The organism is Ferruginibacter albus (assembly GCF_020042285.1).
Taxonomy (GTDB): domain Bacteria; phylum Bacteroidota; class Bacteroidia; order Chitinophagales; family Chitinophagaceae; genus Ferruginibacter; species Ferruginibacter albus.
The window spans coordinates 1,982,788-1,998,148 of sequence record NZ_CP083388.1; the positions used below are offsets into that span (position 1 = coordinate 1,982,788).

At 32.8% G+C, this 15,361-nt stretch carries 15 protein-coding genes; all 15 read right to left on the reverse strand.

The window, feature by feature from the left end:
* Positions 1 to 9 precede the first annotated feature (9 nt).
* The 15 genes from K9M53_RS08675 to K9M53_RS08745 all read right to left on the reverse strand — a co-directional run bounded on the left by K9M53_RS08675 (position 10) and on the right by K9M53_RS08745 (position 15,360).
* On the reverse strand, positions 10 to 1,410 hold the full coding sequence (locus tag K9M53_RS08675) for a hypothetical protein (protein ID WP_224013880.1): 1,401 nt from the start codon (positions 1,408 to 1,410) through the stop codon (positions 10 to 12).
* Positions 1,411 to 1,504: 94 nt separating this feature from the next.
* On the reverse strand, positions 1,505 to 2,473 hold the full coding sequence (locus tag K9M53_RS08680) for a glycosyltransferase family 2 protein (RefSeq protein WP_224013882.1): 969 nt from the start codon (positions 2,471 to 2,473) through the stop codon (positions 1,505 to 1,507).
* A gap of 4 nt (positions 2,474 to 2,477) precedes the next feature.
* Positions 2,478 to 3,644 (reverse strand): glycosyltransferase family 4 protein, encoded by a 1,167-nt coding sequence (locus K9M53_RS08685; RefSeq protein WP_224013884.1) that lies wholly within the window; start codon positions 3,642 to 3,644, stop codon positions 2,478 to 2,480.
* Entirely contained in the window at positions 3,641 to 4,684 is a 1,044-nt protein-coding gene (locus tag K9M53_RS08690; protein WP_224013886.1) for an acyltransferase family protein, read from the reverse strand. The genes K9M53_RS08685 and K9M53_RS08690 overlap by 4 nt, the downstream gene beginning before the upstream one ends.
* A 15-nt stretch (positions 4,685 to 4,699) precedes the next feature.
* Entirely contained in the window at positions 4,700 to 5,950 is a 1,251-nt protein-coding gene (locus K9M53_RS08695) for a glycosyltransferase family 4 protein (protein WP_224013888.1), read from the reverse strand.
* Positions 5,947 to 7,224 (reverse strand): glycosyltransferase family protein, encoded by a 1,278-nt coding sequence (locus K9M53_RS08700; protein WP_224013890.1) that lies wholly within the window; start codon positions 7,222 to 7,224, stop codon positions 5,947 to 5,949. Before K9M53_RS08700 ends, K9M53_RS08695 begins: the two co-directional genes overlap by 4 nt.
* Positions 7,221 to 8,432, reverse strand: a complete 1,212-nt coding sequence (locus K9M53_RS08705; RefSeq protein WP_224013892.1) for a glycosyltransferase family protein — start codon at positions 8,430 to 8,432, stop codon at positions 7,221 to 7,223. Before K9M53_RS08705 ends, K9M53_RS08700 begins: the two co-directional genes overlap by 4 nt.
* A gap of 3 nt (positions 8,433 to 8,435) precedes the next feature.
* Positions 8,436 to 8,900 carry an acyltransferase gene (locus tag K9M53_RS08710; RefSeq protein WP_224013894.1) on the reverse strand — a complete coding sequence of 155 codons (465 nt, stop codon included), beginning with the start codon at positions 8,898 to 8,900 and terminating at the stop codon, positions 8,436 to 8,438.
* Complete coding sequence (locus K9M53_RS08715) at positions 8,901 to 9,908, reverse strand: Gfo/Idh/MocA family protein (protein ID WP_224013896.1); 1,008 nt, start codon at positions 9,906 to 9,908, stop codon at positions 8,901 to 8,903.
* Positions 9,909 to 11,069: a glycosyltransferase family protein gene (locus K9M53_RS08720; protein WP_224013898.1), complete on the reverse strand. Its 1,161-nt coding sequence runs from the start codon at positions 11,067 to 11,069 to the stop codon at positions 9,909 to 9,911.
* 16 nt (positions 11,070 to 11,085) lie between these two features.
* Positions 11,086 to 12,078, reverse strand: a complete 993-nt coding sequence (locus tag K9M53_RS08725; protein ID WP_224013900.1) for a Gfo/Idh/MocA family oxidoreductase — start codon at positions 12,076 to 12,078, stop codon at positions 11,086 to 11,088.
* Entirely contained in the window at positions 12,068 to 12,799 is a 732-nt protein-coding gene (locus K9M53_RS08730) for a hypothetical protein (RefSeq protein ID WP_224013902.1), read from the reverse strand. Before K9M53_RS08730 ends, K9M53_RS08725 begins: the two co-directional genes overlap by 11 nt.
* Positions 12,800 to 12,803: 4 nt before the next feature.
* Positions 12,804 to 13,766, reverse strand: a complete 963-nt coding sequence (locus K9M53_RS08735; RefSeq protein WP_224013904.1) for an NAD-dependent epimerase/dehydratase family protein — start codon at positions 13,764 to 13,766, stop codon at positions 12,804 to 12,806.
* Positions 13,767 to 13,791: 25 nt separating this feature from the next.
* The gene (locus K9M53_RS08740; RefSeq protein ID WP_224013906.1) at positions 13,792 to 14,592 is read right to left on the reverse strand and encodes a glycosyltransferase family 2 protein; all 801 of its coding nucleotides are present in this window, start codon (positions 14,590 to 14,592) and stop codon (positions 13,792 to 13,794) included.
* A gap of 15 nt (positions 14,593 to 14,607) precedes the next feature.
* On the reverse strand, positions 14,608 to 15,360 hold the full coding sequence (locus tag K9M53_RS08745) for an acyltransferase (protein ID WP_224013908.1): 753 nt from the start codon (positions 15,358 to 15,360) through the stop codon (positions 14,608 to 14,610).
* Between the last annotated feature and the right edge of the window lies 1 nt (position 15,361).

A 15,361-nucleotide genomic window follows, 5' to 3' on the forward strand; every position in this document is an offset into this window, starting at 1 on the left:
TAAGATGATCTATTCATCTTTATAAATGATGGTTATATATTTTATAATCACAGGGAAAATGAATTTAATTAAAACGTAAAACGAGATTATTCCCGTAAAAAGCCTGCCTATGAAATAAGTACCGTCCATACCATAACTTGTAAACTCCATAAAAAAAGTAGTTATTACACAACAATTAAAAACGGAATTTTTAGATGACTTGGTACCCAAATACCAATAAAACACTGAAAGTAAAATTCCAATGGCAAGTAAAGCCAACATCATCCCTCGTTGCCCAAAGTCTATATAACACTCTGCAAAATATCCTAAGCTAAACGAAGTTCCTTTATCCAATCCTGATAAATGTAAGCCTGTGTATTGTCTAACTTTCGCTGATTGATCCAAAATAGGTTTATCAGGATTTAAAAATCTCGGTGTGGTTGTAAATTCGATGTTATCCATCCAGTTCCTGCCATTTTGAAATGGGATAATATCAGGCACCTGCTCCATAGCTTTAGAGAAAAAATACGTGTATTGTATCCTGCCTAAAAAGTCAGTTATACTTTCCTGCAATGATTTCTCATCTACATTTGTTGAGAGTTCGTAAATCTTTGAAAGAGCTGCATCACTTTCTACAGTAACTCTTTGTGTTTTCTCTCCTCCATTTAAGAATTTTCGATAATCTCCTTTAATAGTAGTCCATATTATTCCAAAAAAAATCAGAAGAACTACTGTTCCCATTACTTTCAAAAAAAGCCGAATATCTATTTCGTCAACCAAGCTTAATAATAGAATGAACACGAAAAATATTACCGTTTTAAATTCCGAAAAAAAGCTATAAAAGCCTGAGACAAACTCCAGCAGTGTAAATAAATAAAAAGTTCTTTTGTTTTTCTTTTGCAAAAAAGCCATATACCCCATCAAAGAAAATAATATCCATTTTACATCTGCAAACCAAAATAGAAATTGTGACAAGCCACTAAACTTAAATGCTATTCCACTTAAAAGCAGATTTGCAAAGAATGCAACTATATACGCTTGCGTAACCTTTTTAAATGAAAACTGTTCAACACTTTTCCTAAAAGTTTCAACTGTTTGATTGGGGATCTTACTCTGCACCACAATTATGGGAATAAATAAAAAGATCAAACCAATAGTACTAAGAATAGTGGTTGTGCTTCTATAAGCCGTATCATAATCTATATCTTTTTCTAAATAGTTACAAAGAATGGGTCCTGTAACTATTTGTAGTAAATGCCAGGCTAACATTAAAGATAAGATAGCTGATTTATAAGGTTGTTGAATAAAATAAAACAGAACAAGAGATACTACAACAGGTAGAAATATATAGATCCCGTTAGATAAGAAATAAAGACAAGCAACCCCTATAATTATTAAAAATTTGGTTATTTCATCTATTTTTAAACGCATAATTTGTCTGCTTGTTGAATTATTTGGTAATAGCTTTTAATAAATTGTTCCTCTTTTAAAACAGCTCTGATCACTTTTTTAGCTTTGCCAGCGTTTAAGACTCTTTTGCATGATCGTTAAAATTCAGCTTTACAATTTCTATATTTAAAAGCCTTAAAAATTTACTTATTACCCAATGATAAATAAGACTGAAAGCTGAAGCCAATTTGGTTGTTTCTTTAAAATATTCTTTGGCAAGCTTAAATGACCCATGGCGTAAGAAATGTATGGCAACACTATAGTAATAAACATTTCGTTTCCAATTGTAGCAAAGTGACCGATAACTTTTTAAATTCGAAGGAAGCCGCCTATCTAAATTTGAATATATAACAATATTTTCTTTCAGCTGCTTTATTGCCATATTACTTTGCCTGCTTAGTTGCCCGGTATGGTTTCTAAGCTGAATTAATTTTATTCTAACTCGCCCGATATAATTTTCTCTTGTCAGTCTTTCCCACATATCTAGATCTCCGGAATATCGCATATCCTCATTAAAATACCCTATTCCCTGCTCATCTATCAATTTTTTATTTAAACAAACATTAGAAATATTCCCCGCAATCGAACCAGTATAAAGCATAATCTTTGCATGCAACCAGGGAGAAATATATTCTGGAGTGTCATCTTTTATCAAACGTTCCTCAACTTTTCCTTCCCCATCTATCAGATCCCTATCAGAATAACTAAATGAGATACCAGGATACCGTCCGTGAAATTTTAATAATTCATATAAACAGTTGGAATACATAATATCATCCTGCGACCATAATTTAACCAGATCCGTTTCTGCTTTTTTTAATAAAAAATTCAGGTTATAAAACAAGCCCTTATTTACTTCATTTCGGTATAATTTAATTCTGCTATCTTTTAAAGAAGAAAGATATTCCCAGCTTCCATCTTTTGAACAATCATCTATAATATGAAAATCAAAATCGATGTAAGATTGAGTTAATACACTTTCTACAGATAATGCCAAATATTTTATTCCATTATAAACAGGAAGTATCACTGAAATTTTTTTCATCAAATTAAAAGCTGTTTATCAATTGCTCTATTGTTGTTACAATTTCATTAAAAGAAAAATTCCGGATAATTTCTTTAGAGGCATTTCCCATTGCGCTTAATGAAGCTTTATCTGCAATTATCTTATTTAAAAATGATGCGATCGTATCAGGAGCATTAACGTCAAATAGCAGCCCGTTATAGCCATTCTTAACCAGATCGCTTCCGCAACCAACTTTAGAAGATATTATTGCGGGCAACCCTGAAGCCATTGCTTCATTTACGGCTAATCCCCATGTTTCTCCCGGTCCAACGGAAGGTAAAATAAGAATATTGCCCAGCCTGTAGGTAACAGGCATTTTTTGCTGATTTTGAAAATCTATAAAAATTATTCTTTTATCATTTTCAGTTAAGGATTTTAATTCTTTTTCCAAAACTCCATTTCCTACTAAAACAAATTTTAACCTTTCGCTTGTTACTTGCTTTGCGAGTTGAAGTAGTAAATGTGGATTTTTTTTCGGTTCCAGCTTTCCTACAAACAACAATACTATATCATCTTCTTTAATTCCTAATTGTTCTCTCCATGCTTCCGCTTCTTTAGTATAAAATTCATCGGGTTGTGCAAAACGATCATTGTCGATTGCATGTGGTGCAAAAAACAGTTGGTCTTCTTTTAATCCATGAGCCAAAAAATATTGCTTATTATTATTTCCAACATATAGAGCATAATCAATATGCCGATATACCCATTTCAAAAAAACACGGCGAAGTATCTTTTTTATTCCTCCCAATTCATCTAATAATGTTGAATCTCCTCGAAATAATACAGGAATTTTTTTATGGAAATATTTAATACATTTTAAGTGACTTTGAAAGCTCCATCCTATAACCAAAATAACATGCGGCTCCCAATCTTTTATTTCTCTAATGAGCGAAGGATTAATTATTCCTTTAAAATGATGAGAACCGGGATCGGACGATGTGTTTGTTACAAAGGTATAATCGTAACCTTCTAACAAAGGAATATCCCAGCTGATCTTTTTCCCAAATCCTGGATCAAACTTTTCACTTTGTTGAGATTGATGCCAGGTATAAAATACTTTTGGCAAAACATTACCTTTTTCAGACAACAATCTAAACCAAGGCGCATAATATTGTATTGGATGTGTAGTTACTATTGCTAACTTCTTCATGCAGTCATTTTCTTGCGATAAACAGTTCGGATATAATTCATCATTGGCTTTTCAACAAACCTGTTAATTAATACAGCTAGTCCAAGCACAATGGGAAGTGCAATTAAAAAAACAGAAACGAAATCATTAACATGAAAGTATTTTGCAAGGATAGCGACAATAGTAGTTCCTATAAACTGGTGTATCAAGTAAAGACTATATGATACTTCTCCTAAAAACAAAAGCACTTTATTTATTATAAATTTCAATAGATCATTTACATACAAAACAAACAATATAAAGTACGACAACAACATAATTCCATATTGAAACTGACCAATATACATTCTGTTATCATACCCATTATATAATAAAAACTGCGTTACCAGGCAGCTTGTTATAATGATGTACCTGAATAAAGTTTGTTTTTGAAATTTTAGTTTATAAAAAACAATTCCCGCTGTAAACAAAGGAAAGTAATTAATGATAGGGAACATTACTAATAATATATGTAATTGCGAATGATTTACTCTTTCTATATTAAAGCTATAGGGAAGCACAATTAATACAACAACTAAAAAAAATATAGATTCTATGTTTTTAAGTTGTCGAATCAGAAAGAAAAATGTCATAATAAAATAAAATATCAACTCGATCACAAGTGTCCAATAAGGCCCATCAATATTATGGATCTTAAAATAATATTGAAACATGGTCATGTTGCCAATGTATCTTAAAAAGGTAATTTTTTTATCCCATAAATATAAATTTGTGAACTTAATTGTAAGAATGATCGCAATTGTTGTAATTGTTACACAAACCCAATAAGCAGGATACAATCTTGAAAATCTACTTATTAAGAAATCTTTCCAGCTATTTGTTTTATTTAACGTCATAAATATTACAAAGCCACTTATTATAAAAAACAAATCAACGCCTGTTAATCCATATTGCAAACCTATTTTTCCGAGAGAGGTTTCTTTTGTAAGATGATAAAGAACTACAATTAGCGCCGCCACACCTCTGAATACATCTAATTCTTTTAACCGGTTTTTTTGCATAGCTGCTGAAATATCTTATTTCTTTATAAGCTTTTTAAGAATTGCCAATGATACTCTGAATTTTCTTGAGTTGGTAATTACAAGTGCGATATAAACGAATGGGGCTGTTATGCCATAAAATTGTTTTAAACATTGTTTCACTACTCCAACAGCATTTATATCAGGTAATTTTTCATTGTTAAGTATTTTCCTGTAGATATCTATTTGTTGTGGTATTACTACTTCCAATGAAAATCTTTTTTGCACCCATCCTGCCTGGTTTTCTTTTATTTTCCGTATTAGCTCCGGCTGGTCATATAGTTTCAATATAGCATTAGTAAATTGATCTGTATTAATAGCACATATTCCGCCATAATTATGTCCAACTACTTCAAACTGTGCATTATCGCGAAAAGGCGTTAGCATAGTTATTACTGGTACCCCGCAAGCAATAGCTTCTGCCAATACATAACCAAAACTTTCACCGATTTTTGCGATATGCGCAAAACAATCTATAGCACTATAATATAAATTAAGATTATTATCCCCTTCTATTTTATCAATTAAACAAACCCTTGATCTGATGAGATCTGAACAGGATGATAATTCCTTTTTGATCACATCCGGCATACCTACGAATAAATAATAAATATTGTTAGATTGTTTAACTGTGCTTTTGATCACATCAATGATCTTGGGACTCCATTTTGAAGGATGCGCTTGTCCCAATCGACCTACTACAAAAGCATCATCAGGAATATTATATAAATTTCTATACGCCTTAATTTCACTTTGCGAGGCACCATTAAATTTATTATCAATGAATGTGTATGGAATTACTGCAACTGCGGGAACATAAGCTGCTCCTTTCATTGCGATAGTATATTTCCAATAACCCCATTGCGAAAGCTGCATAGAAAGATCTATATAGTTATATTTTGGGTCGTATACAGCTCTCGAAAAAACATTAGTTTCAACAACTTTAGTTGTAGTCTTTTTTACCTTATCTATAATAGGAAAAAAATAATGACTGAAATGGTGAAGATGAATGATATCAGGCCCCCATTCTTTCAGTTTATCAAATAAAATACCTTGTTCATTCAAAAAATCTTTAAGCAGAAAAGTTTCAACGCCGGCATCTAATAAATCCGGTACTCTATGGTGATCATCTCCTATCACTAGCACTTTACTATCGCAACCTAACTTGTTGTAGCCTATGGCATAATTAACAGCAGCTCTCTCGGTTCCTCCCATGCCAGCCGAAAATGTTATGGTCAATATCTTCATGACGGATCTATCTTTTGTAATAATTCTGCTAATTGTTTAGTGACACTTTCTGCAGAGTATTGTTCAAATTCTTTTTCGTTGATATTTTGAGGATCAAAAGTTTTTATCCATTCAAAAAAAATCTTTAAAACAGCAGGAAAATCGTTTTGTATTTTTTCAATATCAGTTTCGCCATTAAAATCTAATACTATCCCTGCTCCGGATTCCTGCAATACATGAACCGCTGTACTTTGCTTATGCAATATGGCCAGTATAGGTTTATGTGATAAAACTCCCTGGTACGTTTTTGAAGGTGTATAATGAGGTTCGGTGCTGCCCAAAATAAAAATACCGTCTGCTTCTTTTAAATGAATTAATACATCCAGGTATGGGATACGTTTAGGATATTCAAAAATAATGTCTTGCCACAAGCCATATTTTTCTGCATAAGGCTTTATATTAAATCCATTGGGATCTGTAGGGTTTTTACCTGTACCAATAAAATGAATTTGAAGTGAGGTAAAATCATTTTTATTATCATGAATTGCTTTGAATATAGCTTCTAAGGGAGCATATGCTTTAGGGAGCATTGCGCCGGCATATATCAATTGAATTTTACCTGGTTGTTTTTTAAAAAGATATGGTTCCGTATCTAATTCATTCACCTTATCATGATCTTTTTTTTCGCCACCGTAAGGCATGGCACCAAAAATGCAGGTTTTGGTAAGATAAGGATTCCGTTCAATGACGCCTTTATAATAACCTTCTGCAACACCCGTGATCAAAGATGCTTTTTTAATGGCAATAGGTTCTAAAAATTTAGCAATTTTTGTACTTATCCAATGACGGGAAAATTTTTTATCGCTACCGGGAAAATAATGCACCCAGGGATCAATATAGTCAATGCCATATTTAACTCCGGTAGAATGATGTAACCAACGTCCTAAGAGTGATATATAGAAAGAAGGTATGGGAATATAAAGAAAGTCGATCTTTTCTTTTTTTATGATCTCTTTTGCCCGCTTATACATCTGAAGAAAACCACGTAATCCTACATCACCAATCAGGCGGGGCTTAGTTACCTTAAAAGCATTTACTTTTTCAATGCGTAAGTGCTGCGGCAAAAGTTTTTCCAGGTTATGATCTAATTTTTCTTCATAAAATTTCTCATGCACCATCAGTATAATCGGCTCCCAACCAAAAGATGGCAAATGTTGCGCAAATAACCTTGAACGATGTACAGCTGCTAAATTAGAAGGGGGAAAATGAGGAGAAATGATCAATATTTTCTTCATTGTAAAATGGACTGCCAATTTGTTTTTAATAATGTAGATTCATTTTCCCAACTATAATTCTTTGCTTCTTTAAAGCGATCCTGCTTATTACTTTGTATTGATTGCTTATCAGCAATTATATTTTTAATATTTGAAGAAAGATCGTTTTTATTTAACCTAACAACCACTCCATGCATATTGTGCTCCTCCATGAATAATTGCTGCGCCTCTGTATCGGAAGCTATTATAAACAAGCCTGCTTGCAGATAAGCCCATATTTTATTGGTAAGGCAAATGTTCCTGTTAAGATCAGCAGCACTATCTTCAATTGCCAAACCAATATCGTGTCTGCATAATTCTTTATTTAGATCTGCCTGGGATAACGAGGCAATATGATTTATATACATACGACTGTTGACCTCTTTATTAAAAAACTCTTCTCTTTTACTGCCGATCAATGTAAGTTCAATGTCATTGGCAAAATCATCCAAAGTCGGTAATACCTTTTCTAACCCTCTCCCATAATCTATAAATTGAGAGAACCATACAAACTTGATCTTATCATCTGAGTTTCTTCTTTCACTTAAAAAAAAATCATTTATAGAAAATGTATTGTTGATCACAATGTCACTATTGCTTACTGTTTGCAACAGATCGTTAGTGTACTTTTTTATGAGCGGTGCAGCATAACTTGTGTAACTCGTTTTCGGAATAAGATGCTGCATTAACACAGCAATACTTCTTGTACTCGTTGCCGCATTTCCTTCCCCTGGATAATAATCTTCAATATCAACAGCAAAAGGAATTGCTTTCTTTTTTGCAAATATGGCAGAGGGATATAAAGCAGCAGGGTTATGAGCAATTATCAGATCAGGTTTTTGATCCCATTTTTTAAACCAACGTTGTAATAGCCAACTTCTTTTGCCAACTGCCAATGATTGTATAAAATCATTTTTACTAAAGAGCTTACTTAGATAACCACCCAACTTTTCCATTAATGATGCCCACAACCAAGGCATGAGATCAGCTTTTGTGGCATCGATGTAATGAAAATTTATTTTATTCAATTCTTTATTTAGTTCTTCTTCTTTTATAGAAGTCCAATTATGCAAATGAAATGCCACTACTGTTATTTTAACTTCTGTGTTGTACAGTAATTTAATTTCTTTTAAACAACGAGGATTACTGGCAAGGTTAGTACTCGTAACAAATAGTACGTGCTTTTGCATTTATTATTTTCTAAGAAGCGTTGCAGGATTACCGGCATAGATGCCAGGCTCTATTATATCTTTTGTTACTACCGCTCCTGCACCAATAACAACATCATTACAAATAGTTACAGGAAGTATGGTTGCATTAGATCCGATGCTGACATTGTTGCCAACAATTGTTTTCTTCCATTTTGTTTTATCACCACCGGCAGGCTTACCATCAGCAAACAGATCATTCGTAAACATTACCCCATGCCCAATAAAACAATCATTACCGATTGTAACCAACTCACAGATAAAACTATGTGATTGTATTTTACAAGTATTGCCGATCACTACATTTTGTTGTATTTCCACAAAAGGCCCGATGCTTACATTATTTCCAATTGTACATCCGTAAATATTTACAGGTTGTACGATCTTTACGTTCTCTCCGATAACAACATCCTCTTTTATCTGTGCAATAAAAAGTTGTGGCTTAAACATTTAATTATTTTTAGCGGCTTTGTAAATCTTCTGAATTATTTCTACCGTTTTTAAAGCTTCGTAGCTATTGGTTTTAGCATTACTGTTATTCGTCAAAATATCTGCTACATGAGCATATACTTTATCATGGTTGCTCATAGAACCAACATACTTACCATAATTATTGGGAGGATTGCCTTGGGGTAGATCGGTTATTTTATAATTATCGATGTTTTGATATTCCAGTTCATTCAGGTATTCTCCTCCTATTTTTACTGTTCCCTTTTCGCCAAAAATTGTAAGCGACCCTTCCATATTTTTTTGGAAGCTATTTATTGTGTAATTAATTGTTCCTATAGCGCCGTTCTCAAATTCTAATATAACAACCCCTGCATCTTCAAATTCAATTATATCATTATGATTATAATTTTTGGCAAATGCATTTACATTTTTAATATCTCCTATCATCCAATACAACAGATCGATGAAATGACTGAATTGAGTATATAAAGTTCCTCCGTCCATTTCTATTGAACCTTTCCAGGAGTCTTTATAATATTCATCGTTTCGATTCCAAAAACAATTCAGTTGTATACTAAAAAGCTTTCCTAATCTTCCTTCATCTAATATTTTTTTAACTGCCTCCACGGGTGGATTGAACCGGTTTTGCTTAACAATGAATAGTTTTTTATTCATGCTTTCTGCAACAGTTATCATTTCTTCGCAATCTTTCACTTTTATTGCCATTGGTTTTTCGCATATTACATGAAACCCTGCTTTTAAAGCTGCTATTGATTGTTTTGCATGTAATCCATTTGGCGTGCAAACAACTATTATATCTATTTCAGGATGTGTTTTCAATAACTCAATATCCGATGTATATATTTTTGCATTATAGCTATTCCCTATTGTCATTGCTTTCTCTTCAACAATATCGCAAACCGCAATCAATTTACCTACTTGACTTATTTGTAATGCGTGTCGTTGAGCAATTCGTCCACAACCTAATATGCCAAAATTCAATGCCACTTAATTAAGATGTTGATTGATATAAAAACTTATACGTTGTATTTGTTTTTGATAAGTATTATCTAATGCATACTGAATACGTTCTTTTATCTTATCAATATTTTCTCCCTTCGTAATATTAAATATTGCCGAGTTGAATAATTCCAAATACAGATTTTTATTGTTTTCCTCTGCACACATATACAGCAGGTTGGTGTTCAGGTATTTTTTCATAAAATGAGTTACTACAGGCTTACCTGTACTTAAGTATTCTATTATTTTATGAGGGTTTGTATCGCTGTTCCACATGCTGTTTTCATTTGTTTTCCAGCACATCCAAAATATATCCATCGGAGCAATAGAACGAGCAATAGTTTCTGTATCTGCACTTCCGTACAGTTTTACATTCTCTTTTGCTTGCAAATAGGAAATAAACTCGGGGTGAAAATAAGCCGCTTTCACAATGTCTTTTTCATACTCTCCCCAAAAATGAAAAGTCAGGTCAGGGTTATCCTCAATTACCATTTTCATTACATCTCTGTCCGGCGGTTCGCTAATAAGACTACCTACGTACCCTACATTGATTTTACGATCGCTATGTGCCGGAAGATCGTGATGAATATCTTTAAGCTTTTCTAAACTATATTTTACAAACTGCTCGCTTAATCCATGATTAATAAAAAATGTTTTATATCCATTCTCATTAAAAATATCTACCTGCTTTTGCATTGGAGAAAAAGCTATATCAAACGCTTTTTTAGAAGGAAATTGTTTTTCGTTCCAAAAATCTACCGGATGAAATATTTTAATTGCTTTTTTAAAAAAAGCGATCCTATCTATTCTTACCGGATCAAAACTCCATACTACATCTGGAACAGCGTTAAGATGTTGTGTGATTTTTTTTACTTCGTATTTAACTATTTGATTATAAAAAAATGCTGGTAATATATTTTTTCCTCTGGCTATTAATGGATAGTTAACTACCCACAAAGCATCTTTTATGATCTCATGTACCGAAATTTCTTTCGTTTTGACATTTGCCGGTTCAAGAAAAAAAACTTTATTCCCCATTTTAGCTAATTCTATAGCATAATTATGCTTTGACCGACGCATATTACTCCATCTTTCAGGGGAGAGAAGAAAAATTTTTTTATTAATAAAAGAAAAATCGTTCTGCGACATATACTATTGCCAATACTTATATTTTAATAAACTGTCCAATTTTCCGAGCCTTTTCAATACATTCCATTACTGTAATACCATCTTCTATTGTTGCTAATTTTACGTTTCGGTTAAATTCTTTGCCGTTAAAAAAGCAAGCGAGGTTATGCCAAAATGTAACAAATGTATCTTCTGCTTTATCTATTTGTAAATCAATTTTTTTAGATGTATTTGCAATATGGCTTTTAATACTTATTTCATTGGAACCACTTAAAGACAATAAAATTTCGCTTTCATCAGTAACAATTTTCATACTATTCTGCAATACTGCGTGTCTGCTGGTTTTAATGGTGAAAGGGATATTGGCAATACTTCCAAAACAAGTAGAAACAGAATCGATTACCGGATTTGTTTGTACGGCGGCTCCAAAAATGATATTATTTATTTCTATCGGCCCATTCCACAAAGAAAGCAAAGCATCTAAAACATGTACTCCTAAATCCAAAAACACACCACCTCCGGCTTTTTCAGGAAAATCGTAAAAATTTGTTTTTGATTGCCAGTTAAATTTATAGCCTAAGGCTACATCTATATTTTTAATATGAATATTAGGCAGGTAACTTGTTTTAAAAAAATCAAGGTTTTTTTGAAACCTTCTTGGATGAACAATAAAAAAATGCTTAGATGTTTTTATAACTGCATCTCTTACTCTTTCAGCATCGTTTAAAGATATTGTTACAGGCTTTTCACAAACAACATGATGGCCTTTTTCTAACAAGAAAATACTTTGTTCTGCATGTAAAAAATTGGGGGTGGCAACCAGGCAAACATCAATATCTGCCGGTATATCCTTGATTGAATTGGAATACTTACAATTTAATTGTCCGGCATATTTTTGAAGTAGTTGTATATCATTATCTACCAAGAAAGAAATTTCCCAATCACTAATACCTGTTACTGCAGATAAATGATTTTTTTCGAAAATGGCACCACAACCTACTACTGCAAGCCGTAAACTTCTATTTTCCATTTTTATTTAAAACCGGTTTAATTACCTTGTTGTTAATAAGTGTAAATAATATTCCTAGGCCATTGGTGAATGTCCCCAACTTCTCTTTACCCTTTTGATTAAAAGACGTTATGAGATATGAAGATGAAAACAGGCTAGTGTTTGCTTTAATAATACTTATATTATCGTTTAATCCTTGCAATTTTTTAGTAGGTAATAAAAGTGTTTTAAAAAAATCTTTATATAACCTATTCTTGTTAAGCCTTAATGAATTGATCAAGGCGGCATCTATTTCCCATGCATTACCTTCCAATAAATTGTTTTCAGCAAAAAGAAAAAAAGTATTTTGCCTGAAATACAAGTATAGCTCTAATAGTTCTTTTGAGAAATTGATGTCATTTATATTTTTAAGCTTAAGCAGAGAGCTTAAATTATAAATACATCCTATCAAATAATTATCAGAAGATATGGTTGCTGCTGCTGTAAAATAAACTGTATCGTTTTCGGAAAAAACCTCCGGCAAATTGAATAATAAGCCGGGTACAGGAGTTACAAAGCTTACCATAGAATTATTGGAAAACTGCTTATATTCTATTCCTTTTGTTCTTGCCCAATTATTCATTGCTTCATCAAAAGCAACCGAATAAAGTTCTACACTATTTTTTTCTGTCTTCGTTTTATTCAAAACAACTTCTAACCGGTCTTCAGATAGAGGTGATAAACAAATTATACAAGCCTTCATTTCCTTAAATAATATTTTCGTTTATATACCAGTTAATAGTTTCTTTCATGCTATCTTCAAATGAAAGCAATGGAATGTTTTGTAATGCAGATTGCAATTGTTTTAAGCTTACATCATAACTACGTGTCCAGGTTCGAAAAGCAAAATGTGTTGCAAAGGAGTCTGTAAATTTTATTTTATTAAGCACAAATATCAGAAACCCTTTATAAAACCCCAGGCTGCTTTTCCAATTGACATATTGATGTTTAAACCCAAGATTATCTGCAATTACTTTTGTTGTATAATATATGCTGATGTTTTCTCCGTCAGCTACATAATAAGTGTTATTTGAAATCTCAGATCTCGCAGCCAGCATTGCAACGTTATTCAAGTTTTGAATACTACAAGGAGCAATAATTCTTTTACCGTTATCCCACAGTGCCAATCTTTTAAACCGCACAGCCTTTACGAGTGTTGAGATATTATTAGTATCTCCCGGGCCATATACTAATGTTGGGCGCAATATCACAGACTCTGCCTTATTTTCTTTTTGCAACTTTTGTAAAAACAGTTCAACCGCATACTTATATTTTCCATAATGATCGTTGGGCAAAAATTGAGGAATGTCTGACTCGTGTAATGGCATCTTTGCAAGATCTAACCCTGCAGCGCAAACACTACTATAGAAAATTATTTTTTTTACTCCTTTGTTCACCACGTACGATAAAAAGTCTTCATCATCTTTTACATTTAGCCTGCTCCAATCAGCAGCAAGGTGAAAGATGATTTCAGGAAATGTCGTTATCGTTTCTAACTGCTCAAAAGAACGTATATCTCCAAAAATAAAATTGACATTCGATAATTGCTGTAATTTATAAATGTCGCTACCTGGGCGAACCAATGCTACAATTGAAAAGCCATTGTTGTTTAGCAACTCACACAAATGGTTGCCTATAAAACCTGTAGCACCTGTAACAAGAACTTTCATTAAATATTTTGAGTTAGTTTTTCCATTATTTAAAAAAGCGATTAAAAAAATTAACAGCTTCTCCTTTTATTTTTCTTCTAAAAAGTTTTTTCTTAACAATACGCACCTGTCCTTTTGTTAAAGGACATTGATCAGAAAATAAGTATTTTTTTATTGCACCGTATCCGGAATCCAAATGTTGAGAAAAAAACAAATTTGTTATTTGACCAGGATGAGCTCTGCACCAATAGAGATCACGCGGAACTTTTACCATTTTATATCTTAATGCCAATCGAGCCCAAAATTCAGAATCTCCGGCTACCAGGTTTGTAACAAACCCATTTTCCAATTCAAATATATCACGGCGAATAATAGACGAACCGGGTGCTCTGTATAAATGCGCAAAGCCATTAAAATGTTCCCAATAAATCTCTGCAGGAGTTATACATGCAGGAAAAGGCATTCTTCCGTCATAAGCAGAACATAAACCAAAAGCAGCTTCGGGAAATTTTTCCATACCATCTACAAATACCCCCAACCCATAGGGATAAATAGTATCATCTGAATCTAGATACTTAATGTATTTGCCTTTAGCATATGTTACTATTTTATTTCGTGTTTGAAACTGCCCGATATTTTTTTCATTTTGAAAAACTTTTATTCGTTCATCCTTAGCTTCATATTCTTTGCAAATTGCTACAGTATCATCTTTTGAGCCATCGTCCAAAATAATTAACTCAAAATTTTTAAATGTAGATGCTAATACGCTTTCAATTGCTTCTGCTATATATTTTTCCCTGTTATAAGCCGTCATCAACACGCTTACTAAAGGTTCGTTATTCTGCATAAATCGGGAAATTTTTTATTCGATTTTTTTAATCAATCTCGCAGGTACACCGCCGTATATGGCTTCACTTTCAAGATTTTTAGTAACTACTGAACCTGCGGCTACTACTACTCTTCTACCAATGTTAACACCGGGTAATATGGTAACTCCAGATGCGATCCAAGTTCCATCACCAATCGAAATGCTTCCTAAACGCACACCGCCTTTCCATGCCCCTACATTTTTATCAGTATAAATATGATCATGCGTATATAATATACAATTGGGGCCTATTGACACCTCATTCCCAATATTTATATTATCGCATACATCAATAATGGAGTTATCGCTTATTACAGTATCATGACCAACAGTTAGCTTACCGTAGAAACTTTTTTCCCTCGACGATATTACACAACCCGCTCCTACTGTGACATTATTTCCCCATTCCCAAATATTGTTTACAACAAGTTTACTGTTACTATCTATTTTAAAATTATTCCCTATTTTAAAAATGCAGCCTTTGCTAACCTTTATGTCCGACTTTGAAGATAAGTTCAATTTGTTGCCGGTTTGAAAAATAGCATCCTGTCCAAGACGTAACGACGCTGCTTTACCTATATAAAAATTGCTCCCTGTAATTAATTTGCCTTTGCCTTCCATAATAAAAGGTAAAAGAACAGTACCATTTCTCCCGGTTTTGGCATTCTTGATCCAGCAAAATTGCCAATAAAAAAAACGTACAATATTTTTAAAAATTCCGAGATAAGATTTTATTAACGTCATCATT

Excerpts from the sequence above, each read along its gene's own strand:
- K9M53_RS08700 (WP_224013890.1), bottom strand. The coding sequence starts at position 7,224 with ATGAAGAAAATATTGATCATTTCTCCTCATTTTCCCCCTTCTAATTTA.
- K9M53_RS08735 (WP_224013904.1), bottom strand. The coding sequence starts at position 13,766 with ATGAAAGTTCTTGTTACAGGTGCTACAGGTTTTATAGGCAACCATTTG.
- K9M53_RS08685 (WP_224013884.1), bottom strand. The coding sequence starts at position 3,644 with ATGAAGAAGTTAGCAATAGTAACTACACATCCAATACAATATTATGCG.
- K9M53_RS08690 (WP_224013886.1), bottom strand. The coding sequence starts at position 4,684 with ATGCAAAAAAACCGGTTAAAAGAATTAGATGTATTCAGAGGTGTGGCG.
- K9M53_RS08710 (WP_224013894.1), bottom strand. The coding sequence starts at position 8,900 with ATGTTTAAGCCACAACTTTTTATTGCACAGATAAAAGAGGATGTTGTT.
- K9M53_RS08680 (WP_224013882.1), bottom strand. The coding sequence starts at position 2,473 with ATGAAAAAAATTTCAGTGATACTTCCTGTTTATAATGGAATAAAATAT.
- K9M53_RS08705 (WP_224013892.1), bottom strand. The coding sequence starts at position 8,432 with ATGCAAAAGCACGTACTATTTGTTACGAGTACTAACCTTGCCAGTAAT.
- K9M53_RS08720 (WP_224013898.1), bottom strand. The coding sequence starts at position 11,069 with ATGTCGCAGAACGATTTTTCTTTTATTAATAAAAAAATTTTTCTTCTC.
- K9M53_RS08695 (WP_224013888.1), bottom strand. The coding sequence starts at position 5,950 with ATGAAGATATTGACCATAACATTTTCGGCTGGCATGGGAGGAACCGAG.
- K9M53_RS08675 (WP_224013880.1), bottom strand. The coding sequence starts at position 1,410 with ATGCGTTTAAAAATAGATGAAATAACCAAATTTTTAATAATTATAGGG.
- K9M53_RS08745 (WP_224013908.1), bottom strand. The coding sequence starts at position 15,360 with ATGATGACGTTAATAAAATCTTATCTCGGAATTTTTAAAAATATTGTA.
- K9M53_RS08740 (WP_224013906.1), bottom strand. The coding sequence starts at position 14,592 with ATGCAGAATAACGAACCTTTAGTAAGCGTGTTGATGACGGCTTATAAC.
- K9M53_RS08730 (WP_224013902.1), bottom strand. The coding sequence starts at position 12,799 with ATGAAGGCTTGTATAATTTGTTTATCACCTCTATCTGAAGACCGGTTA.
- K9M53_RS08725 (WP_224013900.1), bottom strand. The coding sequence starts at position 12,078 with ATGGAAAATAGAAGTTTACGGCTTGCAGTAGTAGGTTGTGGTGCCATT.